This window comes from Aquimarina hainanensis (assembly GCF_042684685.1).
Classification (GTDB): domain Bacteria; phylum Bacteroidota; class Bacteroidia; order Flavobacteriales; family Flavobacteriaceae; genus Aquimarina; species Aquimarina hainanensis.
Map to the genome: position 1 here is coordinate 1 of NZ_JBHULX010000001.1, position 26334 is coordinate 26334.

Consider the following 26334-nt stretch of genomic DNA (forward strand, 5'->3'; position numbering starts at 1 on the left):
AAAAAAAAACATCTATAAATTATATAGATGTTTTTTAGTCTACCTTCTAAAATTAACGAAGTATTAATTATAAAAGTAAAAATTCATTTCGATCCACGAATATATTACTATTTAAAATCTAGAAGCTAATAAAGTTGCTTCCTCTCTTAATAAATCATTTTTATCTTCTTTTGCCTTATTTATAAAATCCCAGGCCAATGCATCTGGTTGTTGATTCGTGTCAAACAAAATCTCACCTAATGCAACCATGACAGCAATTCTTGTACCTGCTTTCTTTACTGCCGTATTATATAGGGGAACCAATTCTTCTATTGGTACTTTTTTAGCAAATTCTTTAATTTTTATTTTAAGCGCTTCTCTCTTCTCTTCAGGTAAATTTGTATACTTCTTACCAGCTCTCTTTATTTCTTCTAAAGGAAGTATCTCTTTTTGCGTTTTAGGGATATTATTAGTTACTGTATTTGAATTTTTAGGCTGTGTTTTAGCCCAAGTATCTTTTAATCCAACTGTTTTATTAAAAACCAATGTATCTTCCGTACTATCTGTGTCGACATTAAAATATCCTAGTCGCTGAAATTGAAACTGCTCTAATGCCTTTGCATTTTGCACAGCGGGTTCTATATAACCTGTAAGAACTTTTAAAGAATCAGGATTGATGTAATCCATAAAACTTTTATCCTTATTTCCATCAGGAGCTTCGTGATTGAATAATCTATCATACACGCGTACTTCACATGCAATGGCATGTTTAATCGATACCCAATGTAATGTTCCTTTTACATTCCTTTTAGATGCTTCAGTACCACTACCCGACTTACTTTTTGGATCATAAGTACAGTGTATTTCAATAATATCTCCAGCATCATTTTTGACAACACTTTCTCCTTTAATGATATAAGCATTTTTAAGACGAACTTCTTTTCCTAATGTCAATCTAAAAAACTTTCTACCTGCTTCTTCTTTAAAATCTTCTCTTTCTATATACAATTCTCTAGAGAAAGGAACTTGTCTGCTTCCTGCATTTACATCTTCTGGATTATTCTCTGCTTCTAACCATTCTTCTTCTCCTTCAGGATAATTAGTAATTACCAATTTTACAGGATTTAAAACTCCCATAATACGGTGTGCTGTTTTATTAAGATCTTCCCGAACACAAAACTCCAATAGAGAAACATCAATTACATTTTCCCTCTTAGCGACTCCTACTGTATCCACAAACTTTCTGATAGAATTAGGAGTATATCCTCTTCTTCTCAAACCTGAAATAGTAGGCATTCTTGGATCATCCCACCCAGAAACAATACCTTCATTGACTAATTGTAGCAACTTACGTTTACTCATGATAGTATAACTTAGGTTTAATCTGGCAAATTCTCTTTGTTTAGGTCTTAATAAACTACTATCATAGATTTGATCCAAAAACCAATCATATAATTTTCTATGTGGTTTAAACTCTAATGAGCACAATGAATGTGATATATTTTCTATATAATCACTTTCTCCATGTGTCCAGTCATACATAGGATAAATACACCAATCATTTCCGGTACGATGATGTTCTTTCTTTAGAATTCTATACATCAAAGGGTCTCTCATTAGCATATTGGGGTCTGCCATATCAATTTTAGCTCTCACCACATGTGTTCCTTCTTCATATTTCCCTGCCTTCATATCTTCAAAAAGTCTTAGATTCTCCTCTACAGATCTATCCCTGTAAGGACTATTTGTACCAGGTTCCGTAGTAGTTCCTTTTTGAGCAGCAATCTCTTCAGAAGTTTGAGAATCAACATAAGCTTTTCCTTCCTTGATTAGTGCTACTGTCCAATCATATAATTGCTGAAAATAATCAGACGAGTAACATTCTTTATCCCATTCATAGCCTAACCAAGCAATATCTCTTTTAATAGCATCAACATATTCTTGTTCCTCTTTTGCCGGATTGGTATCATCAAAACGCAGATTAACCGGAGCATCATATTGCAACCCTAATCCAAAGCTGATTCCTATAGCTTTTGTATGTCCAATATGTAAATATCCATTGGGTTCCGGAGGAAATCTAAAGCGCAAATCATCCTTGCTCAAACCATTGGCAAGATCTTCTTCTACAATATGTTCTATAAAATTGAGTGACTTTTTATCTTCTATCATCAGTACGTTTAATAAACTACAAAATTACTAAATTTCTATACGAACTATCCTGCTTTACTATCAATAATACTGTAAGTTTTATCAATGAAATACGATTACTTATAAAAACAAATAATTATGAAAAACAATACAATACATAACAGTCATATTGGTAAAACGTATAAAGCACCAAAATATATAAAAAAGGAAGATTTTTGTCCTAATTGTTGGGGAAATCAAGAATATGAACATACTAGTTTATCTATGACATCTGTACAATGTCATAAAAACAATGTTCAGAAACCGCATTTTATTCAACGTTTCGTACAAACGTATATTGATGGTAACAGTAAACTATCTCAGTGTAAACACACAGTAAATAAATGTTAACTCGAGATAATCCGATAGAGATTATTTTTGTGTAGTATGAAGGAAACATTTATTTCAGGAATGTTCTACCTTTGCGTAAAAACAAATCACATTGGGTATAATTACATTACAAAATATCAAGGTCTACGCATACCACGGATGTTTAGTAGAAGAAAAAAAAATAGGATCTGATTACAGAGTAGATCTCAGAATAAAAGCTGATCTCACTAAATCAGCAAAAAGTGATCATCTTGCTGATACTGTAGATTATGTTCACCTCAATCATATTGTCAAAGAAGAAATGGCAATCCGATCAAAATTATTAGAACATGCTGCAGAACGAATTTTAAATCGTATCTTAGAGGAAATACCTTTGGTTAAAAAAGTTACTGTTGATCTTTCTAAAATAAACCCTCCTATTGGGGGAAATGTAGAAATGGTAACAATTACAAGAAGTAAAAAAAGATAATTTTATTTACGAATCGTTCTACAAAAACGTATAATTTTTTTTACATTTGCCAGCGAAACGATCAGGGTGTCGTGGCCGAGTGGCTAGGCAGTGGTCTGCAACACCATCTACAGCGGTTCGAATCCGCTCGACACCTCAAAAAAACCTTTATCAAATGATAAAGGTTTTTTTTATTTAATACGCTCTGTATTAATCTTTTCGATTCCTTTTTGGATATCTAATTTATCTTTTGGCAAGAACCCTTTTACGGTCATTATTATTCCACAGAGTATCAATATGAAGCCCAATAATTTCTTTATTTTAAAAATCCTTCTGGGTGTTAATTTTCTCTTTAATTGCTTTGCTAATATTATTTTTAGTAAATCTGTAGCAAAATAAACCCCAATTGTTACTCCAAAAAACAAAAACAACCTATTGGGATCATTATCCAGAGTAGGTCCTACAATAATAATTAAACCAAGCCAAAATACTAAAACACCAATATTTATAAAATTGAGTAAAAATCCTTTAACAAAAAGACTCAGGTAGTTATTCTTTTTTACTTTTAATCGATTAGGATCCAATGCTTCTCTACTCGGTTTTTTCAGATAGGTAATAAGTCCATAAACAACCAGGATCATCCCTCCAAAAACATATAATCCAGGTTGATTACTTAGGTTTTCTAATAACTGAAAACTAGTCAGGTAAGCAATTGCAATAAAAACTATATCAGCAAGAATCACTCCGAGATCAAAAGATATTGCTGCCTTTACTCCCTTAATAGCAGCAGTTTCGAGTAAAACGAAAAATACTGGACCTATTAAAAAGGCTAAAAAAAATCCTAATGGAATTGCTGCCTGAATATCTTGAAGCATAGTGCGTACTAAGTTTACTGCAAATTTAGAAAATACGATTTAGTTAACCTCTATTATTTTTCCTCCTAAAACTCTTTTTCCATCAATTTCTCTTGGATTACCATAGATCCGTATGGTTCCACCCGCAGTAGTTTTGGCAATCACAAAATCTGTAGCATAAATACTGGCATTTCCTCCAGCACTAATTCTGACATTGGTTACCTCTGATTGTAAATTTTTGGCTTCAAAACTCCCTCCAGAATTAATCATAATTTCCTGATCTGTGGCAATCCCCTTTAATTTTAAATGACCTCCAGAAATCGCTTTCACTAATAAATCATCTGTACGAATTGCTCCTTTGATAGAAGCTCCTTCCTGTGTTTTTAAAATCAACTTTTTATTGACTAATGTATCTCCTAAAAAAACTCTGGCTCCTTCATTCGCATCTATGATATCTATGTCTGTGTAATATACGGTTACTTTTGTTGTTTTATCACTACTCCAGAGATTATCGAGAGACATTCTTATTTTTAAAGTTCTGTTTTTTTCTACAATCTTAATTTGATCTTTTTGAATTCCTTCGATATCTACCCGATTCCATTGGCTTTTTTTTAGGGTAACAGGAATTTTATCAAATACTTTTAATTCATCGAAACTGTTAATTTCTCTTGTGATCATTCGCTGGGAATAAGAATACATTCCCATCAATAAACAAAGAGTCAACATTGCTTTTTTCATCTATATTTTTTACTAATTCTTACTCGATTATCGAAATATATGTTTTCATCTACTAAAGTAGATCACTTGTATCATATGATAGAAAACGAGATTAGAAATGTATTCTTATTCTTCAATTTCTTCTCTGCTTCCCTCTATGGTGAAATCCAAATGCATTTTTACGATATCAGCATTTTTAACTTTTACATATACTTCATCACCTAATTGATATGTTTTTTTAGTTTTTCTTCCCACTACTGCGTATTGTTCCTGATCAAAATCATATTCATCATCTCTCATATCCTTAATTCGCACCATTCCTTCGCATTTATTATCTATAATTTCTACATATATTCCCCATTCGGTAACGCCTGATATTACTCCCAGAAAACGCTCTGTTTCATGATCCTTCATAAACTTAATTTGCATAAATTTAATAGAGTCACGTTCTGCACTAGCTGCGAGATTTTCCATATCACTACTATGATTACATTTTTCATTGTATTCTTCTTCTGATACAGATTTACCGCCATCCAGATAATGTTGTAACAATCTATGTGCCATAACATCTGGGTATCGTCTTATTGGAGATGTAAAATGAGAATAGTAATCAAAGGCCAATCCATAATGCCCAATATTATGGGTTGTATATTCGGCTTTACTCATACTTCGTATTGCAAGGGTATCTACAAGATTCTGTTCTTTCTTTCCTTGTACATCCTTTAATAAAGTATTTAAAGAGCTCGTCGTAGACTTTCTGTCTCTTAGATCAAGCTTATACCCAAATCGTCCTATAATCGTCTGTAAAGAGGCTAATTTTTCATCATTTGGTTCATCGTGTACCCTATATACAAATGTTTTCTTGGGTGATTGTTTCCCTATGAATTCAGAAACTTTTCTATTAGCTAAAAGCATAAACTCTTCGATCAGTTTATTAGCATCTTTGGATGTTTTAAAAAATACACCAGTAGGTTCATTCTTATCATTGAGATGAAACTTAACTTCTACTTTATCAAAAGATATGGCCCCATCCCCCATTCTTTTTCGTCTCATAATCTTAGCCAATTCATCTAATTTCAGAATAGCATCAGCAACAGATTGATCTGCTGAATAGGTTTCTCCTGTCAGAGAAATTGTTGCAGGAATTTCATTTCCTTTAGTTTCTATAATATGCTGTGCCTCTTCATAAGCAAATCTGGCATCTGAATAAGTAACGGTTCTCCCAAACCACGATTGGATAATCTGTGCTTTTTCATTCATTTCAAAAACAGCAGAAAATGTATATTTTTCTTCATGAGGTCTTAAGGAACATGCATTATTAGATAAAATCTCTGGTAACATCGGTACTACTCTATCTACCAGATAAACAGAAGTAGCTCTTTCATAAGCTTCATCATCCAGGATTGTTCCTGGTTTTACATAATGAGAAACATCAGCAATATGAATTCCTACCTCATAATTTCCATTTTCTAATACCTGAAAAGATAATGCATCATCAAAATCCTTAGCATCTTTAGGGTCTATAGTAAAAGTAAGCGTATCTCTCATATCTCTACGCTTTTTTATTTCTTCTTCTTTGATCGTAGTATCAATAGCATTAGCATATGCTTCTACTTCTTCCGGAAATTCATAAGGCAACCCATATTGAGCGAGAATAGCATGTATTTCGGTATCGTGATCTCCTGGTTTACCCAATGTTTTTAAAACTGTTCCAAATGGAGATTCTGCATTATCCGGCCAATCGTCTAACCGTACTAATACCTTATCCCCATGTTCCGCTTTATGAATCTTATTCTTCGGTATAAAAATATCCGTGTACATTCTTGTATCAGGGATGGATACAAAAGCATAGTTCTTTTGGATTTCTATTACACCGACAAACTCATTTTTCTTTCGTTTAATGATTTTTGCAATCTCTCCTTCTATTTTTCCTTTTCTTCTTCTCTTATATACATAGACTTCTACTTCATCACCATGAAGGGCTTTATTCATTCCATTGGCAGGAATAAAAATATCATTTTCTAACTCCTCTACAATTACATACCCAGTTCCTTTAGAGGTAACATCCAAAATACCTGTATACATATGCACAGAACGGACAACTTTAAATTTTCCACGTTCCACTTCTTCTATTTCTTGCTTTGCAGCTAATTGGCTAAGTTTCTTTATAATTTGATTCCTACTACTTGGGTCATCTACACCAAACTTAGCTGCAAGTTGCTTATAGTTAAATGTTTTATTAGGTTCTGATTTTAATATTTTGAATATTTTACTGCTAAGATTTTCTATTTTGGGTGATTTCTTTCTTCCTCTTCTATTCTTTCTTTTCATTAATATCGTTTATGTTATATTTTATAAATGTAGTGCTTATACGTTAACATTCGCAATTTTAAGTTTAACTTTTACACTCCTTTTGATTATTATTTAATAGTAGCACATTTGGTTTTCTTTTCTCATTCTCCATATGACATTCTATTTCTTCTCAGGAAAAGCGATTTACTTACGATTATTCATAAAAATTTGTTTAATTTTAACATACCAAATTTACTTCTAAACCGTTATTTAATTATCCCTCATGCTCAAAATCAAAAAAATACATAAAATCATCGTATTCTTTATCTTAATTTTTTTATTAGGAGTATATACACTTTCCTTATACATAGAAAATACCATTGATCAAAAGAGTGAAATAAATACACAAAAAGAAATAGATCAAAAGGGAAATACAGATAGAGAAGCAACTAAAGTTAACTAACTATTAGTCTTTTATTTGTATATTTAGAAAATTCATATTCCTAATTAAATTAAATGAACCAACCCTACAGACAGAGCTATTATTACTTCGTTTACAGGTTAGTACATCTGAGCTAAAAACACAATCAAAATAACGGATGAAGGATTACGTAATTATAGCCACCTTTACTTTTCAGCACGAATATACGGTTTTAAAACTTCTTTTAGACAGAGAAGGCATCGATTATTTCTTTGAAAACGAAATTACTAACAGCGTTCTCCCTTTTCACACCAATTTAATCGCCGGAATCAATCTCAAAGTTCACCGGCGAGATCAGGAAAAAGCAGAACAAATAATCAGAGACTTCAATACCAATTCTCATCTACGAATCGTATAACTATTCAATACCATTCTTGTTATTAACATATATTACTATATACTTCTTTTTTTTTCTTTTTTTAAAAATTAAAATGATACTTATTATAGGCTGTTAATAGCGGTATAACTTTTTTAATTTTTTTTTGCTTTTTAAGTTGATTCATTTAGTAAAACAGATATGAACAAGATATACAACTTCTAATCTATTGATAATCTTGAAATAGATATAGGTTATCAACAGCTGTTAATAGCAAATCTATACTTTAAAAATTTAATATTTTGAATAAAAAATGAGCGTTAATAATGTACTTTTTCTACCTGAAAACTTCTCCAAAAAAAAAGGACTTATAATTTTGATTTAATAAAGTGATTGCTGTATTGAAATTTTGAAAAAGTTTTCCAAATAAACTTTATGAATTTTAGTAACTATTTATTCACATTAGCTATTAACAGAAATGATGTTTTATTAACAGGAGAAATGGTGTTTGCTGATTTTATAACAAATTTTTCTTTTTTATAGTATAGAATTAAAAATAAAACATTAATTATTAAATAGTTACGTGGTTATTAACAGGGTGTTGATTTCCTGGGGATCTATGTATTGAGACATATCTGTTTAATATTACCAGGAACCATTTCTATGTGAGTTGTGTAATTTATATTTTTTTACAGGCTAATTTTTAAGCTTTGAAGTATCTTTGCTCCTAATAAACTATATATAGGTATTGTAAATTACATTCCAGGTGTTAATAACCTCAAAAAGGTATAATTATTTGGGTGATTATATGATACTTAACTAATTAATTATTTTAAACAAAATGAAAATAGCGATAGGAAATGACCACGCAGGTACTGCATATAAATTTGCAATTGTTGCTTATTTGGAATCACAGGGTATCGAAGTTGTAAATTATGGTACTGATGAGGAAAGCAGTGTAGATTATCCCGATTTTGTACACCCTGTTGCAAAGGATGTAGATACCAAAGCAGTAGCGCTGGGTATATTAATTTGCGGGAGTGGTAATGGAGTTTCCATGACAGCTAACAAGTATAAAAACGTGCGTGCGGGATTATGCTGGACAAAAGAAATTACCGAGTTAACCAGGTTGCACAATGATGCCAATATTATTAGTATTCCGGCACGATTTACCTCTTTACCTCAAGCTTTAGAGATGGTAAAAACATTTTTAGCTACTGAATTTGAAGGAGGTAGACATCTGAATAGGGTGAATAAAATATCTAATTGTTAATATCTATGAGTGGAATTCATTTCGAAGTAAGAAATTTTGATCAATTATCTACGACTGTACTTTATGATATATTAAGGCTTAGAGCTGAGGTATTTGTAGTAGAGCAGGATTGTGTATATCAAGATTTGGATGGAAAAGATAGAAATGCATTGCATGTTATTGGATATAAGGACGAAAAAATTGTTGCTTATACGAGATTATTTGATAGTGGTGCTTATTTTGATGAAGCTACTAGCTTAGGTCGTGTTGTAGTAGCAGAAAACGAACGAAAGCACAAATATGGTCATGATCTTATTATAGCTAGTATCAAAGCTATTGAAGAACATTATCACACGTCTAAAATTAAGATTTCTGCACAGAAATATTTAATTAATTTCTATAAAAAACACGGTTTTAGTGTAGTAGGGGATGAGTATTTAGAAGATGGAATCCCTCATGTGGCAATGATAAGAGATTAAATGCATAATTTCAAAATATAAAAAGCTCGGTATTTACCGGGCTTTTTATATTTTATATCTTTTCTATTATCTACTAGATAATTTAGATTTAAATGTTTCTTGAGGCTTATAAAAATGGAGAAATCATTTAATTTTTAGAATTTTTTTATAATCAGAAAGGTTGCTAAGAATTTCTTTTCCTTTAGCAATTTCAGGATTGTGATTTACATAGTAAGAATACAATCCTTTTCTATAGAAATAACGTTTTATAATTTCATCTGTTAGTAGGGTAACTATTTCACTTTTATAGGTATCGAGTCCTTTTTCTTTAGATTTTTCAATAGCAGATAGTAAGGAAGTGTATTCCTGAGAGATAGTATTGTATATTTTTTCTTTTTTAGCAACTTCCAATGTTTTCTTCAGGGTACGTTCTGTTTCTGTTTCGAATGTAAATTCGCTTTCTTTTACAAACTTTTTAAAATCTTCGTAATCCTGATTCGTAAATGAAAAATTCTCACTGTTATCTAATTGATGACTATAGTAGTATTTAGTACCATAATCAAAAATGGCATTAGATCTTAATAATGCATTTGTAATATCACTGTATTTAGAGGTTGCTAATTCGATATCTGGCTGAATTCCTCCTCCATCATATACTTTACGACCATTACGGGTAGTAAAGGCTTTAAAATCTTTTTCATTGATGCGTACTGCATTGTTGTTTTTATCTCTATTCCAGTAATCCAATGCTTGAATACATCTACCACTTGGCGTGTAATACCTGGAGATAGTAATTTTTATTTGGGTTCCGTATGTCAACTTTTTAGGACGTTGTACCAATCCTTTTCCAAAACTTCTAGCACCGATAACAACACCTCTATCTAAGTCCTGAATACTACCGGCAACAATTTCACTGGCAGAAGCACTTCTACCATTAACTAATACTACTAATGGAATTTCTGTATCAACTGCTTTTTTCTTGGTATGATAAACTTTATTATACTTTTTTACAGTGGATTTAGTAGTTGTAATTAATTCTCCTTTAGGGACAAAAATATTAGTAACATTAACAGCTTCACTCAATAAACCTCCTGGATTTCCTCTCAGATCCAGAATGACTTTATTTGCTCCTTGAGCTTTTAGATCTTTTAGCGCTGCTATTGTTTCACTAGAAGCTTTACTATTAAATTTGGATAAGATAATATAAGCGGTATTATCGTCTAATAGTGTATAAAAAGGAACTGCATCTACTTCAATTTCTGATCGGGTAAGAGTCGTTGTTTTCGTTTCTCCCTGACGTTTATATGTGATTTCTACTTTTGTTCCACTTGCTCCTTTAAGCAGTTCTCCTGCATCTTCATTAAAATCAGCTATATTGATATCTCCGATTTTTATAATTTCATCTCCGGCTTTTAATCCAGCTTTATCGGCAGGATAACCTTCATAAGGTTCTACAATTACAATTTTTTTACTAAAAGTTCGTACCGAGGCTCCAATACCAGTATATTCTCCTGCATTTCTTATTTTAGAAGCCTCTACATCTTGTTCATTCCAATATTTAGTATAAGGATCCAGATCACTAAGCATTGCTTTTATGGCTGTATCCATTAATTCTGCAGGATTAGTTTCATCCACATAATTCATGTTTATTTCTTTAAACATAGTGGTGAAAATTTCAATTTGTTTTGCGATTTCAAAAAAATCAGATTTGAAACTGAAACTTGCCGTAAAAAGCAATATAAAAGCAGCGAGTATTGGATAAATAATTTTCTTTTTCATAGTAAGGGCGTAATTTTTAATCAAAAAGTCAGAATGATTCTTAATTTTTTCAATGAGACATTTCTTGTTCCACAAACTTGAGTAACACTTTTTTCATTTTGGATTCCAGAAACGCATAATCAGGTATTTCTTTACCAGTGTATAATAATAAAAAAGAAAAATAATCTGTATTCTTTTCTGTTACAAGATACTTATTTTTTCGGTAAGATTCCCGTAACAAGCGTTTTATATGGTTTCTGTCTACGGCTCTTTTAAAATTTCTTTTTCCGACAGAGACTCCTGCTTTTATAAGGGGAAGATCTTTTTGAGATTTTTTAGAATAAATAAGCCGAATAGGGTAAGCACTTACTGATTTCCCTTCAGAAAATAACAAGGTTATCTCCTTTTTACTTTTTAATTTCTCTTTTTTACCAAACGTTACTGACATATGAGACGAATGTACTAATTAGAATGTTTTTTGAAAAAAAAAAGCTTTTTAATCTACATTTTGAGACGAAATTCTCTTTAAACGATATACTTTATACTTTACTCGATTATAAAGAGGTGTTATATTCTAAGTTTTTTATGAAAAATATCATATCTAATGTGTTACTCTAAGACATTAAAAAAAGCCTTTTCTATTATTCAGAAAAGGCTTTTTTAATGTTAATCTTTATATAAGATTGACCAATTTTATTGTTTGAAACTATTATTTCCACTATTACTATCTGCCATTTTATTAGAAACATCGATAGTGATAGATTTTATAGTTGATTTTGGTTTTTCTATATCAAAAGAATACGTTGGATGTGCCCAAGTCCAATCGGGTTTTACAGTTCTTTTTAAAGAAGGAAAAGGATTCTCTTTTTCACCTCTCATAATACGCAATGGAATATAAAAAGATTCTTTAGTACCATCTGTATATTCTACATAAATATCCATTGGCATAGGAATTAATCCGATTCTTTCCAGAGTTACTTCCGTTTTGTTATCCTTTTCAGTAACTTCTTTTATTGCATAATCAATTTTACCCGTTGTCTGAGTCCAATCCACCAAATACCAATCTAATTGTATTCCGGATACTTTTTCTGCTATACGCTTAAAATCATTTGGAGTTGGATGTTTGAACTTCCATTCATCGAAGTATCTCTTTAGGGTTTTTGCTAGGTTTTCTTCTCCGATGATATATCCTAACTGTGATAAGAAAACACTTCCTTTGGAATATGCAGAGGCACCATAGGCTACATTTCTGTCATAATGATCTGCATAAGTACTTTGTGGTTGTTCTATTCCTGAATTGGCTAAACTGTAGTATCCTTTATAGATATTTTGTAGCGGATCTGATTTGGTACTGTTAAGAACTTTACTGGTAGCCAGTGTAGAAATATAAGTAGTAAAACCTTCGTCCATCCACTCGTGTTTTGTTTCGTTAGTTGCCAGAATATGCTGAAACCATGCATGTGCTAATTCATGAGCTGTAACACCGACAAGGCTATTTAATGTACGATTTCCTGTTATTAGTGTACACATAGCATATTCCATTCCACCGTCTCCTCCCTGAATTACCGAATATTGATCATATGGATAGGTACCTATATGTTCATTGAAGTATTTCATTAGTTCTACCGTTTTAGGCTGTAAAACCTTCCAGTTTTCCAGAATTTTTTCATCATTCTTATATAAGAAATGTAGGGTAGGTCCTTCAGGCATGGTTACTACATCATGAATGTATTCCGGATCAGCAGCCCAGGTAAAATCATGTACCTTAGGAGCGATAAAATGCCAGGAAAGTTTTTTTCCTTTTCTCTTAACCTTGGTTCCTTCTTTTTCATACCCATATCCGATTTCCTGAGGGTTTTGAAGGTATCCAGAGGCTCCCAGAATATAATTCTTGTCGATTGTTATTGTTACATCAAAATTACCCCATACGCCGTGAAATTCTCTAGCGATATAAGGATCTGCATGCCAGCCTTCAAAATCGTACTCCGCCATTTTTGGGTACCATTGTGTCATGGATAGTGCAACTCCTTCTTTATTATTACGACCAGAACGACGAATTTGAACAGGAACTTGTCCATCAAACTCCATTGAGAAGGTTGTTTTTTCTCCTGGGAGTATAGGTTCTTTTAAGGTTACTTCCAGTACCGTTCCTTCTGTAGTATGAGAAACTTCTTTTCCATTTTTCTTTAAGGAACTAACTTTCAGATATCCAATTTCTTCTGGAGTAAGTTTACTGATTCTATCCATTACTCTTGGATCCGGATCTGCTATGTTAAGTGATCTGACATCCATTTCACTTCCGGGTTGAAAGGCATTGAAATAAAGATGATAAAACACCTGATATAACGTATCAGGTGAGTTATTGGTGTATGTTAATTCCTGAGTTCCCTTAAACTTATAGGTTTCTACATCCATGTCCACTGACATTTTATAATCGACATGCTGTTGCCAGTACGTTGTATTATTCTGAGCGAACAGGGTAATAAATCCTAGTAAAAAACCTAAGAATGTTATTCTTTTTGATGTATTCATTACGTATTTTATCTGTTACTTCGACATTTTATCTGCCAGAATCAATGCATTATAAAGATTGACCATTTTCCCTGACTTTGATAATTCTGTAAATTTCCCAGTATTTGCAGGTTCCCCTCCAATTACTACTGTAGCATTTGTACTTAATCCACTATTCATAAGTACTTGTTTTACTTGATTAGCGCTTAATTTTGGGTAATAAGATCTTATTAAAGCAGCTACTCCGGCAACGGCAGGTGCCGCCATAGATGTTCCTTGTAAAAACTCATATGAATTATTAGGAGTGGTTGCCCATATTTTTACTCCTGGAGCAAAGGCATCTACATTGTTTTTTCCATAATTAGAAAAATTAGCAACAAGGCTAGATCCGTACTCATAATTTAATGCTCCAATGGTAATAAAGTTATTTGCTATTTCCGTTGTATTGTCTGTTTGATCATTAGGATATACTCGTTTTTGATCCAAATCTTCTGCTTCGTTACCAGCAGCATTAACAATTAATACATCTTTATCAGCAGCATATTTTATAGCATCCCACACCCATTCAGGATGAGTTGAATAGTATTTTCCAAAGCTGGTATTAATTACTTTTGCTCCATTATCTGCAGCATATCGAATGGCTAATGCAATGTCTTTATCGTATTCATCTCCGTCTGGTACTGCTCGAATGGCCATAATTTCTACATTTTTCGCAATCCCGTTTACTCCTTTACCGTTGTTTCTTTCAGCAGCAATAATTCCTGCTACATGTGTTCCGTGTTTGATATTATCTTTTGTAGGATCAGGTCCCATCACATTATTATTACCATAGGTAACATTAGTGATATCATCTACATTATCGCCAACGGTACTTCTTCCATCGTAATCAAGGTTTAGATTATAATTAAGACTGTTGGTAAAATGTTCGATTCCTTCTTTTAGATTTTTAGAAAAATTAACGATGTTTTCTCCTTTGTCTAAAAACTGAAACATTTGTGATAGAAAACCAACATATTGTTGCATTTCCGGGGTGTCAGCTTTTACAGAAAGTAACTCTTTTTGCGTATAATCTTCTTTTTTTAATATGGCAGAAACGGCTTTATGAGAGGCATTAGTTTGTTGTAAAATTTGCTCGTATCTCTCTTTATTAGAAAGTGCTTCCTGGTATTTTTTTTCATATTCAGCTTTTGCTTCAATATAATTTTGATATTCTTTTTTATCAGAAGAAGCTACCGAAGCCAGGTTTTTTCCCTGGTATTTTGGTTTTAATTTTTTTATAATTCGAACAAACTCCAGGTTTTCATCTTTGGAATCTCCTAAAAAATTCCACCCGTGAATATCATCGATGTATCCATTATTATCATCGTCTTTATTGTTTCCTTTAATTTCTTTGGTGTTAGTCCAAATAACACCATCTAAATCTTCGTGCTCTATATCAACACCGCTGTCAATTACAGCAACAATAACTTTTTTACCGGGTTTGTTTTTGATGATTTCGGTATAGGCTTTATTGACACTCATTCCAGGAATTGTATCTGACACTAAATCAAAAGAATTCCAGTTTTTATATTGTGTTTCTGTTAATGGTGCGTTTTTTAAAGGTATAGAATCTATATTTTCTATTGGAGTGGATACGAGTGTTGGTGCTCCACAACTTACTAATGCAAGTGATGATGAGATTGCAATTAGTTGCTTTTTAGAGATTAGGGTCATAATTGTTATTTGAATATGTCGTTACAGGTAAAAGTTTCTTTTAATCGTACTCCTTTTTCGGTGTGTTGTACTGTTATTATTTCATTATGTGCATCATGACCAAGCATTAGATACCAGTCATTATCAGCTGCATTTTCTAAAAATTGTTTTTTTTCTGGTAGTGTTAACAGAGGTCTGGTATCATATCCCATTACGTAGGGTAATGGAAGGTGACCAGCTGTAGGTAATAAATCAGCCATGTATACAATCGTTTTTCCTTTATAAGATACATGAGGGATCATTTGTTTTTCTGTATGTCCGTCAACAAATAGTATTCCAAAACCTAATTCAGATTCTTGCTGAAAAGGTGTTCCGGATCTTGATACGAAATGTAAATGTCCACTTTCTTGGATAGGAAGGATGTTTTCCTGAAGAAAAGAAGCTTTTTCTCTGGCATTTGGTTCGGTTGCCCATTGCCAATGATTCTCATTACTCCATACTTTTGCATTTTTGAAGGTCATTTCATACCCTGTTTTATCCTGGTTCCATTGAACTACACCTCCGCAATGATCAAAATGTAAGTGAGTGACAAAGACATCTGTAATATCATCTGGATGAAACCCTTTTCCTTTTAAGGATTTTTCCAAAGAGTGATCTCCCCAGAGTGAATAATAGCCAAAAAATTTATCAGATTGTTTATTTCCCATTCCCGTATCAACTAGAATGAGTCGGTTCCCTTCTTCAATTAAAAGGCATCTGGCAGCAATGTCAATCATGTTGTTTTCATCTGCCGGATTTGTTCTGGTCCAAAGTTTTTTAGGGACTACACCAAACATAGCTCCCCCGTCCAGTTTAAAGTTTCCTGCCTCTATAGCATGTAAATTCATTCTATATCGATTTATCGTATTTTAAACTTATCATACCTATCAATTTTGATAGGATATGTAGTGTCTATTCATAAAAAAAGTAAAAAATCTTTGCAAAATAGAAAAAAAGGCAAGGATCATCAGGTTTTTTGTAGACTTTTTAACAATATTTCATCATACGGATAATTTTAATACTTCATTTTATTCAATAGAATTACATTATCTACATAAAGTTTTATATACATATGTAGTTTATTGTGAAATTTATATTGTCAATTTTAGTTATTATAAATTTCTAATAAATAGACAGATAGGGAGTTTACGTGTTTAAGAAGGACTTTTTATAAGTATGAAGAAGAATGTTCTTTTTTATAGGATGTTATAAAGAAAAGAATCAGCTAATTAATTTATAGTATTTTAGCCCGATTGTAATTTATGTAGATACAAAAGTGCTTTAGCATTTTAGAAAAAAGGGATATTTGAGGAAGAAAAAGCACACTATTTTGACGATTTATAAAAAATTACGTTCTTTAAATTATTAAAACCGAATATACAGGAAAGAACATGTTAGAATTATCAGGGATTATTATTTTGGGGATTTTAGCACAATGGGTTGCTTGGAAATTTAAAATCCCGGCTATTTTACCATTGATATTGATAGGCCTTTTAGTAGGACCAATAGCTACATTATATACAGATGATCACACTAAATTAATTCAACCTATCTGGAATGGGAAAGAAGGACTTTTTCCGGGAGAAAGTCTTTTCTATTTTGTGTCATTGGCAATCAGCGTTATTCTCTTTGAAGGAGGGCTTACATTAAGAAGGAATGAAATACTTAATGTTGGTCCTGTAATTTTGAAGTTAATAACAATTGCGGTAGTAGTTACTTTTTTTGGAGCAGGATTAGCCGCTCATTTTATTTTTGATTTAAGTTGGCCAATTTCTTTTCTGTTTTCTTCGTTGATTATTGTTACGGGACCTACGGTAATTACACCTATATTACGAAATATACCTTTAAAAAAAGATGTTTCTACAGTTTTGAAGTGGGAGGGAATTTTGATAGACCCGGTAGGAGCATTGATAGCTGTTTTGGTCTTTGAGTTTATTAGTGTAGGGGAGAGCAGAGCTTATACTGTAACTGCGCTCATTGAGTTTGCTAAAATTGTACTTTTCGGACTGACCTTTGGTTTTACATTTGCTCATGGACTCGCTTTTGCTATTAAGAAAAATATTATTCCACATTATTTATTAAATGTTTTTACGCTGGCAGCTGTATTGGGTGTTTTTGTGTTATCTGATGCATTTGCACATGAGTCGGGCTTATTATCTGTAGTGATAATGGGAATGGTTTTGGGAAATATGAATTTACCAAATTTAGAAGAGTTATTGTATTTTAAAGAATCGATGAGTGTTCTACTCATTTCTATTCTTTTTATTCTTCTTGCGGCAAATATTAATATAGAAGATCTGGAGTTGGTTTATAACTGGAAAGCTCTTTTGCTTTTTGCAGTAGTAGTATTTATTGTACGACCATTAGGTGTTTTTTTGAGTTCGATGGGATCCGGATTAAAGACCAATGAAAAACTTTTTATTAGCTGGGTAGGTCCTAGAGGGATCGTAGCTGCTGGTATTGCTTCATTATTTGGCTTAAAGCTTGATAAAATTGGAGAAATCGGTGCTGAATATATAACTCCTTTAGTCTTTATGATTGTATTAGGGACGGTTCTACTGAATGCTACAACAGCTCGAATTTTTGCTAAACTTGTAGGAGTATTTCTTAAAAAATCCGAAGGAACTCTTATTATTGGAGCTTCTAAAATCTCACGACTTATAGCGGTATATTTAAAAAACAATAACCGACATGTCGTTCTGATAGATAGTAATCGTGAAAATGTCAAAAAAGCCAAAAACCTTGGATTAGAAGCTATAGAGGGAAATATTTATAGTGATCAGCTAAAAGATAATATAGAATTAAATGATATAGGTTATTTAATGGCCTTGACAGGGAATAGTGACATTAATAAATATGCAATTGATAAATTCAAAAATCAATTTGGGGAGCATGGTTCGTACAGATTAGTAACTTCAGAAGAAATGAATGATCCTGAAAATAATCCTGAAGCAGGATTGTTTTCCCATACAGATGATTATTACAGATTGATGGAATTGACAGAAAAATATCCTGGAATTTTAGAAATAAAAATAAAGGACAGAACTCATTATGAGACTTTAATCAATATGACCAAAGAAGATGAAAATATCATTCCCCTTTTTATTAGAGATAATGCCAATAAAATACAAATAATACCTTCATATAGCGATGAAGTTAAGAATATAGCAGAAGGAAGTTATTTGGCTTATTTAGGGAAGCCAATTGATATAGAAGTAGTTGATTAACAGCTGTGTATAAAGATGTATAAACGAATAGAATATTAATTTTTTGTTAAAATAATAAATATTCTATTATATTCGTATCCAGATAATTTCGATTTAATTACCCCCACATTATGAAAAAAACACTAATTATTATTGGCTGTTTGGCACTGGGATTTTCTTCTTGCGGAGAAGATGATGTCAAAACAAATCCATGTGAAGCGATTGATTCCGGATTGAGATTACCTGTAGAAGAAGCATTAAATGCATATACAGATGCTACCCCTAAAACAGAAACACTTTGTAAGCTGGTACAAGACGCTATACAAGCGTATAGAGATACTGAATGTGGTGCCGATGATGCTTATGAAACAGAATTAGGAGACGTACTCAAAGAATGCGCTACTATAGGACAGTGAGAATTTTATTAAATTAAGCAATAAATAACCCAAATCTAACCTAATTAATCATTGTATGAAAAAAAATGTATTCGCCTTAGCAAGTATGGCAGTGTTACTGCTATCATCCTGTGGGAATGATGATGATGGATCCAACAGTTGTAGAAGTTGTGATGTTTCTTTAATTGGAATATCAACTAAGGTTACTGTATGTGATATTGGCAATAACCAAGTAACAGTAGAAGCCTCTGTAGGAGGAGTAGTTTCTGATAAGCAAACTGTATCCCTACCAGAAGGAAGCTCTTTTGATTCCTACGCCACAGGTGCGTGTAATGGGACTATTGACCCTTTTAACTAATAAACAACGTGTTAATTTATCAATGACCGCTATATGCGGTCATTTTTTATTTGTATGAGTTCAAAGACTTTTTTCTTTTAACAATTATATATTACTTAGTATAATATCCAAATTCACTGAATTTTTTAGTTCGCAAAGTATTTTTAGAAAAATAATCGATTAATTTAGAAATAGCAGGGTTTTTAAGACTCTTTCTGGGATAAGATAATCCGACTTCTCTAAAATAGCGAGGACCATTATAAGGCTTTACCTGGAAACCGTACCATCCATCTATAAAATGTTCAGGTAAAAATGTGACACCTAATCCAGCCATTAAAAATGTAAGGGTTTCTGTTTTAGTGGCACAATTAGCAATAGTTACAGATTTTTTACTGGTATTGCTCAGAATAGACAGACATTGTTTATGTGCCTCACAAGGAGGACAATGAATAAATGATTCATGTTGTAGATCTTCGAGTTCTATAACATCTTTGGATAATAAATGATGACCATCTGGGATGCATAAGACATAATTCTCTTTCCATAGAGGAAGGAAAAGATCTTCTTCGTATTTCCATTCACGTACTAGCAAATTAATTTCACAATCTCTACCAATAGGGCGAACATCCCATTGCAAAGAATCTGATAAATGTGTAGCGGTTCTAAAGAATTGTTGTTTGTGCTCCTGAGGCAAGCTTTCTGCAACGCCAATAGTAATTTTATCTGTAAACTCTCGCTCTTTAAAAATATCAGATAAGGACGTAATTTCTCCTAATAGACGCTTCGCAATAGGGTAGAGATAATGTGCTTCAGTATTGATAATCACCCCTCTTTTATGTCGTATAAAAAGTTGTTTTCCTATTTCTTCTTCTAATTGTTTGATCCCGTTGGAAATATTAGGTTGGGATACAAAACATTGCTCTGCTGCACGGGTTAGGTTTTTTTGTTCATAGACTGCTATAAAGAAACGAAGTAAACGAGTATCCATAATTATTATTTATGATGATGATGCAAAATAGGTATTTTGAACCTGTTTTTATGTGATATACTTTTGTAAAAGTAAATAAAAGCAATCATTAAACATAGTAATCTAATATTATTATTATTTATAGTTATGATAAAAATAAATCTTAAAACAACAATTTGCTGTCTCATTTTAGGGATATCTGCGGTGATGACAGCGCAATCTTTAACCCATACAACTATGAAAACATCTGTAACCACATTTGGAACAATCTTTCATAAAAATTTACAAACAGGAAAAAACAAGGTGAATTTTACCAGTGAAGGAACTCGAATAGCCGGACATCTTTTTATCCCAGAAGGATATTCATCAGAAAAACAACAATCAGCAATTGTTGTCATTACACCAGCTAGTGGAATTAAAGAGCAAACCGCTGGAATTTATGCTGAGAAATTGGCTAAAAAAGGATTTATTACGCTCGCATTCGACCATAGAACTTATGGAGAAAGTGGGGGAGTTCCCAGAGCGATGGAAAATGCTCCAATGAAAGTAGAAGACATTAAAAATGCAGTTAGCTTTATAGGGACAATACCAGGAGTCGCCAAAGATAAAATAGGTGTTCTGGGTATTTGTTCAGGAGCAGGTTATAGTCTTCAATCTGCTTTTTTTGATCAGCGGATTCGATCGGTAGCAACTGTAAGTGGCTTTGTCGATTTTATAGATTATGGAATGGGAGGTGCTACTCAGTATATGAAAGAATTGTCAGGAGATAAAGTTGCTCAATTACAACAGCAGATTTCATGGGGTAATCAAGCAAGACAGCGGTATTATGAGACTGGAGAGGTTGTATTAGTAGAGGGGATCCCTCCGGCGAATAGTGGTCTTGGAAAATTCTGGGATCGGGCAGCTGATTATTATAGAAACCCCAAACGAGGAGGGCAATACCCTACATATAGTCCACTAAGAGCAGCAATGTCATTAGATACACGGTATTTCTTTAACCCTACAGAACACCTAGAATTAATGGCAGACAGACCCTTCTTAGCCATTATAGGAGAAAAAGCTCTATCAGCTTATTTTAGTGAGGTAGCTGTAGAAAGGGCCAAAGGAGATAAAGCGTTAGTAAAGATCAAAGAGGCGAATCATTTTGATCTGTATGACCAGGAACCTTATGTAAATCAGGCCGTAGAAAAATTAGTTCTTTTTTACCAACGAACGTTATAAAACCTCAATAAAAACCAACTTATATTGCACAAAAGAACATTCCTAAAAGGATGTTCTTTTGTATGATAAAATCTCATCTTACATATTGTAGATTATATGAATTAAGGATGAGCGGTATTTTTATGAATATCCCATGTCTGTTTATGAATTGTATACCAGTTGTGAGGAATTCCATCTAAATCAAATGTTTCTATAAGAGACAACCCTGTTTTTATCAATACTTTATTAGACCCTATGTTTGCAATATCAGCTGCTGCAAAAATTTCTTGTACACCAAGTTGTTCGAAACCATACTTAACAGCTTCTTTAGCAGTTTCTGATGCAATTCCTTTTCCCCAATATTTTTTTCGTAATCTGTACCCCAGATCGTAATAGCTTATTCCTTTTCGTAATGTTTGCTCATATTTTATACCTGCCCAGCCTATAAAATCACGTGTTGATTTATCAATGATTGCCCAGCGTCCTATACCATTTTCTTTGTATTGATTTCTGATAAATAAGATTGTTTCTTCTGCTTCTTTTATTGTTTGTATAGGTTTTTTCCCTAAGTACTCATGAACATCAGGATCAGAATCAAGATCAAAAATACCAGGAGCATCGGTCATTTCCAGATCTCGGAGAATAAAACGAGTAGTTTCAATATGAATTTTCATCAGGTCACTTATTTTCTTCTATATACTTAATATTTCCATTAATTGGTGCGATTTTGACAATATCACTTCCTTTAGAAAGATAAAAAATATAAGAACTGTTTTTTCCTACTATTTTTACAGTCTCTTTAGTATCATTTATAAAGGTTAGAGTGTCTTCATAAATGATCTTTTTTTCTTCTATTTTTTTAGAAACTCTAGATCCTGCTCCAACCCCTGTACCAACATAAAAACCAAGTAATCCGATCGAAAGCATAAACAAAGCGGTTTGTAGCAATTGTCTTTTTATTTCTGAAACAGAAGGGTTTTTAGGTTCAAATGTAAAAATTTTTTTAAACCATTGTTTGTCTTTCTTTTTTGCCAGATATAAAGGAATTCTAAAAACAGTGAAAACGACAATAAGGAATATGATGATACGTACCATACTGGAGGTTAGCCTTGCAATCGGGCTAATGAGAATATCCATAATAGAAGCATATTTTAGAATATCTACGCCTATCTGATTATAATAAAATGTTTCATTTAATATTCCCAGTAATATCAAATAGACATATCCGGCAGATAAATAGCCTTGAGATTCTTTAAAAAAAGAAGTGTTTTTCATTTTTTAATTCCCTTAATTAAAATTATTACTCGATAATCGAGAGGTATATGTTTTGAGTTTTGTTTCGAAATTAACATTTATTTCCTAAATAACACCTTGAATACTGATCTCGAGGTAGTTTACGAACTAAATAAAGAAACAGTTTTATAAACTCGTTATCAGTTGTACTTCCAGTTCCATAACTGGCATAAATCGACCTTTGATTGCTGTTTCGATGCGATCAATGATGATAAAACCGAGGTGTTGATAAAAGTTTACAGCATTCGGATCGGAATCTAATTGTATTTTCTGATATCCAGCTTGCTTGATACGACTTATAAAATCCTGCATCAGGAGCGTACCATACCCTTTTCGAATATAGATAGAGTCTATAAAAATATTATCCAATTTTACTATTCTTTTACTTATTGCTAAATATGAATAATACCCAATTAGTTCCTGAGCTATATAGAGCATATAAACTGGATTTTTGAGAATGTATTCCGGAGAAACAGTCAGGTCTTTTCTCCATTTTTTAATTTGTGCAGGTGTATAGTTCCAATAAGATTTAGATCGGATTGTCAAAGTCGTTAATTTTTGATGATCGGTATGAGATGCTTTAATGATATTCATATGTAATTATATATGAGAGATATATAAAAGAGTATAAATATAAAGAAAAGGATCTTTGATACATGGGATAAGTATTCTAACAAAAATCTACAGTTGCAATAAGCTTAATATGTTCTTTTGTAGGTTTGTCATGAGCTGATGATAAAGAGGAGAATATTGCACATTAAATAATAGAAATAAGGTATGTTTTTCCTAAAGAAGCTTTTCTAAGATTGTCTCTTCATTCTAAATCTAAGAAAAGAAGAGACAATCTTAGAAAAAGCAGAAATCAATTGTTTTGGCGTTCTCTACGTTTGAATTGTGCTATAATTTCATTTACATGTGCTTCTTTGATCTCTTCTTTAGTATATCCCTGTAGGTTTTTTAGGTATCCTGTAAATAAGTGACTTATATATAGAGGAGAGCGATTATTATTATTTCCTGAAGTATTGTGACACGAAAAACAATTCACGAGATTATCTACTGTTTGAGAATGAATAGACGTAGGGGAGAAGCCTACCTGTACATAGGTCTCCATCGTTATATTATACGCAGATACAGAACCTCTTGTAAGGTCTCCTTTTCTGGATTGTGAAAGGTTTCCTCCTAAAGAATCCAGAAGAGCTGTTTGCTGTTCTGTAGTTTCAAACCCTTCTGTATTTATCCAGATAGATCCGTTATAGAAATAGTTTTTCCATATATCTGTTAGTTGATTTTTTACATGCTCATTAATTGAATGAATGTTAGTAAAGTTCTCTGAGCCTTTTTGACTGGTTTCCATATATACCTGAACATTAAAAGATCCTTTCATTTCTTTTTTTACAGGAACCCCAAATTTATAAACAGAAAACACATTTTCATATATTCCATTACCAGAGGTAATATTTTTGACTGTTGCAGTACTGTCTTTATTGAAAAATAGATAATTAGAGGTACTTGTCACAGGAGCATCACTGGTAGGCGTCGCTTTATCCCAATCATATTTTGGTGCTAGTTTATCGTGTTCGAATGTAGCCCAAATAAATTCCGGGTGATTTTCTACAATACCAACAACATGCATCCCTAAAAGAGCGATTTTGGTTTTTTCCCCATTGATAATACCATCTGTAATGTAGTAGGTACTTGTATCTGCCAAAGCAGCGGCAGCTACCCAAGAAATTTTTAATTCTAATGCTCCTACAGGAAAAGAAATACCATTTACTTTTAAAGGATCTTCTTTTGCAATTGGCGCATAAGTTTTCATTGTTTCAAACAGTAACTTATTCACATGAATGGAATAATAAACGGTATCCGTTTTTTTATTAGCATTAACCATCTTATTGGTTTTTAGAATATCCGTTTTAGAACTCGCCTGAGCAATGTCTGTCAGTATAATTCCTTGACGTTGATCTAAAATCTCTCCATGAGAAGTGATCTGAAGAAGATGATCCTGAAAAAAAGGAACTCCATTTGTTTCATTGGTTAACCAAAGAAATTTTTGCCAGGACCATTGATGGAAATCGCAATTAGTAACAGTACTATTATCAGCAAATACGCTGGTAGGTCCTTCATTTGGTGGAGGTGTCTTTCTAATTCCTCCGGTTGTTTGAAACCAGGTACTATCAGCAATACAAGTATTGTCAATTTGTTCTTTATAGGTTGTTTTTTCTGCAGTTATCGTTTCATTATTTATTGTGTTTTTGTCCTTTTTATGATCGTTTTTACACGCCAGTAAAAAGGAGAACATCAAAATCAGAAGTAGTTTTTTATAGTGCATAATAAATGGATTAGGGTATACCATTTATGCATCAAAATCATATATATAGGCTACTTTATTTTCCTTTAGACTTCAAACTAAAATGGTATAGCTTTTAGTAGACTATAAATTTCTAATCTTGAGGAAACTTAAAAAAGAGTATAAATACCTGAAAATGAGAATTTTTTAATTAATTTTTATTTAAAATAAATAAAAATTAATTAAACTGTTAAAAAATAAACAAATACTTAATAGAATAGATGGTATCAATATGTAATTCTAAGCTAAAAAGCATACTTAAACCCTATTCCGGATAATTGTCTGATCTGGAAAGCGGAAGTAGCATTGTCATCATATATTGCCTGAAATGTAGAGTTGGCAGTAAATCGTTTGCTTATCAGCAAATCTAATTTGAATGTATAATCCAAATCGATATTAAAAGGATCTTCTATATAATTAGAATAGAGGTTTAAGGTATTTTCTATTTTTAAATTCTTCGAAATGTTAGTTTTAAAATTAGCAGCAACAGACCCTCCGAATTCGAAGCGAGAACTTTTGTATTTATCAACTCCAAAATAATCTCCATCGGCATAATCTTCAGCACTGGTAAACATATCGTTGACAATGGTAATTCGAGAGGTTAAGGGAGCGATATTGACAGTATATTTTTCTTTCTTTTTCCATAAGATACCAGGTCCGGATTGAAAACTAGCAGGAGAAAAAATACGAGTTTCCTCCGTTCTAATCGTTTCTTCTGTTCCTTCCTCTTTGCTATATGCATATCCTTTGATAAACTGTGTTTTGAAATTAGCGAAAAAAGAATAGTTCCAGGTACTTTCTTTAATTTGCTCACTTAATCGGGTATTGATCTCAATTCGATCATTGGTTTTTCTCAAAAAATTTTCCCCTTTTAAAAACGTCAGTCCAAAATCTCCATCAACTTTATTTTCCCAAATCAGCCCTTTTTTTCTATAAATAAGCTGATACAGGAAAGTGGTATTAGTTGCTACATTAGAGGTTCCTCCGCTCTGCCAATCTGCGTTAAAAGCCGTTTGATTAAACAATAAAGTAAAAGCACCTTTATTTTCCCATCCGATTTTTACCGTTTCTGTCTTCTTAGGGGTTACTTCTTCCAGAAGTTCTTTTAGGATTTTTGAAGACATCTCATCTGATGTTCCTTTTAATACGTTTTTTAGTGATTTCTTTAGTTTTGTTTTTACCGTGTCTTTTGGAGTTTCTTTTTTTTGATCCTGGCTTATTATTTTTTGGAAAGAAACTAACAGTAAGGTCAGTAACAGTACTCTTCTCATGACA

At 32.4% G+C, this 26334-nt stretch carries 24 protein-coding genes and 1 tRNA gene; 10 read left to right on the forward strand and 15 right to left on the reverse strand.

Annotated elements, in window-relative coordinates; all coding sequences use genetic code 11:
- Positions 1–111: 111 nt before the first annotated feature.
- Positions 112–2148: a glutamine--tRNA ligase/YqeY domain fusion protein gene (locus ACFSTE_RS00005; RefSeq protein ID WP_378257795.1), complete on the reverse strand. Its 2037-nt coding sequence runs from the start codon at positions 2146–2148 to the stop codon at positions 112–114.
- A gap of 460 nt (positions 2149–2608) precedes the next feature.
- Between ACFSTE_RS00005 and folB the strand changes: the two genes are divergently transcribed.
- Together folB and ACFSTE_RS00015 are read left to right on the forward strand one after the other, a co-directional pair.
- Positions 2609–2965, forward strand: coding sequence for a dihydroneopterin aldolase (gene folB, locus ACFSTE_RS00010; protein ID WP_176028181.1), 357 nt, complete (start codon positions 2609–2611; stop codon positions 2963–2965).
- A 65-nt stretch (positions 2966–3030) separates the two neighbouring features.
- Positions 3031–3101, forward strand: a tRNA-Cys gene (locus ACFSTE_RS00015).
- A gap of 34 nt (positions 3102–3135) precedes the next feature.
- On the opposite strand, the gene ACFSTE_RS00020 is transcribed toward ACFSTE_RS00015, so the two are convergent.
- From ACFSTE_RS00020 to rnr, 3 genes are all read right to left on the reverse strand, one after another.
- On the reverse strand, positions 3136–3819 hold the full coding sequence (locus ACFSTE_RS00020) for a LysE family translocator (protein ID WP_176028180.1): 684 nt from the start codon (positions 3817–3819) through the stop codon (positions 3136–3138).
- Positions 3820–3858: 39 nt separating this feature from the next.
- Positions 3859–4536, reverse strand: coding sequence for a head GIN domain-containing protein (locus ACFSTE_RS00025; protein WP_176028179.1), 678 nt, complete (start codon positions 4534–4536; stop codon positions 3859–3861).
- A 105-nt stretch (positions 4537–4641) separates the two neighbouring features.
- Positions 4642–6846: a ribonuclease R gene (rnr, locus tag ACFSTE_RS00030; RefSeq protein WP_176028178.1), complete on the reverse strand. Its 2205-nt coding sequence runs from the start codon at positions 6844–6846 to the stop codon at positions 4642–4644.
- Between the two features lie 244 nt (positions 6847–7090).
- On the opposite strand from rnr, the gene ACFSTE_RS00035 reads away from it, so the two are divergent.
- The 4 genes from ACFSTE_RS00035 (at position 7091) to ACFSTE_RS00050 (ending at position 9335) form a co-directional block, all read left to right on the forward strand.
- Positions 7091–7270, forward strand: a complete 180-nt coding sequence (locus tag ACFSTE_RS00035) for a hypothetical protein (RefSeq protein ID WP_176028177.1) — start codon at positions 7091–7093, stop codon at positions 7268–7270.
- A gap of 136 nt (positions 7271–7406) precedes the next feature.
- The gene (locus ACFSTE_RS00040; protein WP_176028176.1) at positions 7407–7646 is read left to right on the forward strand and encodes a DUF2007 domain-containing protein; all 240 of its coding nucleotides are present in this window, start codon (positions 7407–7409) and stop codon (positions 7644–7646) included.
- A gap of 799 nt (positions 7647–8445) precedes the next feature.
- Positions 8446–8877, forward strand: coding sequence for a ribose 5-phosphate isomerase B (gene rpiB, locus ACFSTE_RS00045; RefSeq protein WP_176028175.1), 432 nt, complete (start codon positions 8446–8448; stop codon positions 8875–8877).
- 5 nt (positions 8878–8882) lie between these two features.
- Positions 8883–9335: a GNAT family N-acetyltransferase gene (locus tag ACFSTE_RS00050; protein ID WP_176028174.1), complete on the forward strand. Its 453-nt coding sequence runs from the start codon at positions 8883–8885 to the stop codon at positions 9333–9335.
- Positions 9336–9458: 123 nt separating this feature from the next.
- Here ACFSTE_RS00050 and ACFSTE_RS00055 read toward each other — a convergent pair whose 3' ends face one another.
- The 5 genes from ACFSTE_RS00055 to ACFSTE_RS00075 all read right to left on the reverse strand — a co-directional run bounded on the left by ACFSTE_RS00055 (position 9459) and on the right by ACFSTE_RS00075 (position 16162).
- Entirely contained in the window at positions 9459–11093 is a 1635-nt protein-coding gene (locus tag ACFSTE_RS00055; protein WP_176028173.1) for a S41 family peptidase, read from the reverse strand.
- Positions 11094–11142: 49 nt separating this feature from the next.
- The gene (gene rnpA / locus ACFSTE_RS00060) at positions 11143–11520 is read right to left on the reverse strand and encodes a ribonuclease P protein component (protein WP_378257801.1); all 378 of its coding nucleotides are present in this window, start codon (positions 11518–11520) and stop codon (positions 11143–11145) included.
- A gap of 245 nt (positions 11521–11765) precedes the next feature.
- Positions 11766–13604 (reverse strand): M1 family metallopeptidase, encoded by a 1839-nt coding sequence (locus ACFSTE_RS00065; RefSeq protein WP_378257803.1) that lies wholly within the window; start codon positions 13602–13604, stop codon positions 11766–11768.
- A 15-nt stretch (positions 13605–13619) separates the two neighbouring features.
- Positions 13620–15296: a S8 family peptidase gene (locus tag ACFSTE_RS00070; RefSeq protein WP_176028170.1), complete on the reverse strand. Its 1677-nt coding sequence runs from the start codon at positions 15294–15296 to the stop codon at positions 13620–13622.
- A 5-nt stretch (positions 15297–15301) separates the two neighbouring features.
- Entirely contained in the window at positions 15302–16162 is an 861-nt protein-coding gene (locus ACFSTE_RS00075) for an MBL fold metallo-hydrolase (protein WP_378257805.1), read from the reverse strand.
- Between the two features lie 543 nt (positions 16163–16705).
- Here ACFSTE_RS00075 and ACFSTE_RS00080 point away from each other — a divergent pair.
- The 3 genes from ACFSTE_RS00080 (at position 16706) to ACFSTE_RS00090 (ending at position 19273) form a co-directional block, all read left to right on the forward strand.
- Positions 16706–18541, forward strand: a complete 1836-nt coding sequence (locus ACFSTE_RS00080; RefSeq protein WP_378257807.1) for a cation:proton antiporter — start codon at positions 16706–16708, stop codon at positions 18539–18541.
- Positions 18542–18651: 110 nt separating this feature from the next.
- The gene (locus tag ACFSTE_RS00085; RefSeq protein WP_176028167.1) at positions 18652–18936 is read left to right on the forward strand and encodes a hypothetical protein; all 285 of its coding nucleotides are present in this window, start codon (positions 18652–18654) and stop codon (positions 18934–18936) included.
- A 55-nt stretch (positions 18937–18991) separates the two neighbouring features.
- On the forward strand, positions 18992–19273 hold the full coding sequence (locus ACFSTE_RS00090) for a hypothetical protein (RefSeq protein WP_176028166.1): 282 nt from the start codon (positions 18992–18994) through the stop codon (positions 19271–19273).
- 91 nt (positions 19274–19364) lie between these two features.
- Here the strand turns inward: ACFSTE_RS00090 and ACFSTE_RS00095 are convergent, their stop codons facing one another.
- Complete coding sequence (locus ACFSTE_RS00095) at positions 19365–20240, reverse strand: LysR family transcriptional regulator (RefSeq protein ID WP_176028165.1); 876 nt, start codon at positions 20238–20240, stop codon at positions 19365–19367.
- 216 nt (positions 20241–20456) lie between these two features.
- On the opposite strand from ACFSTE_RS00095, the gene ACFSTE_RS00100 reads away from it, so the two are divergent.
- Entirely contained in the window at positions 20457–21440 is a 984-nt protein-coding gene (locus tag ACFSTE_RS00100) for an alpha/beta hydrolase (protein WP_217704365.1), read from the forward strand.
- 101 nt (positions 21441–21541) lie between these two features.
- Here the strand turns inward: ACFSTE_RS00100 and ACFSTE_RS00105 are convergent, their stop codons facing one another.
- The 5 genes from ACFSTE_RS00105 to ACFSTE_RS00125 form a co-directional block, all read right to left on the reverse strand.
- Complete coding sequence (locus ACFSTE_RS00105) at positions 21542–22093, reverse strand: GNAT family N-acetyltransferase (protein WP_176028164.1); 552 nt, start codon at positions 22091–22093, stop codon at positions 21542–21544.
- Positions 22094–22097: 4 nt separating this feature from the next.
- On the reverse strand, positions 22098–22694 hold the full coding sequence (locus ACFSTE_RS00110; protein WP_176028163.1) for a hypothetical protein: 597 nt from the start codon (positions 22692–22694) through the stop codon (positions 22098–22100).
- Between the two features lie 144 nt (positions 22695–22838).
- The gene (locus ACFSTE_RS00115) at positions 22839–23306 is read right to left on the reverse strand and encodes a GNAT family N-acetyltransferase (RefSeq protein WP_378257811.1); all 468 of its coding nucleotides are present in this window, start codon (positions 23304–23306) and stop codon (positions 22839–22841) included.
- Between the two features lie 268 nt (positions 23307–23574).
- On the reverse strand, positions 23575–25041 hold the full coding sequence (locus ACFSTE_RS00120) for a hypothetical protein (protein WP_378257813.1): 1467 nt from the start codon (positions 25039–25041) through the stop codon (positions 23575–23577).
- Positions 25042–25304: 263 nt separating this feature from the next.
- Positions 25305–26330, reverse strand: a complete 1026-nt coding sequence (locus ACFSTE_RS00125; protein WP_378257815.1) for a DUF3078 domain-containing protein — start codon at positions 26328–26330, stop codon at positions 25305–25307.
- Positions 26331–26334 lie beyond the last annotated feature (4 nt).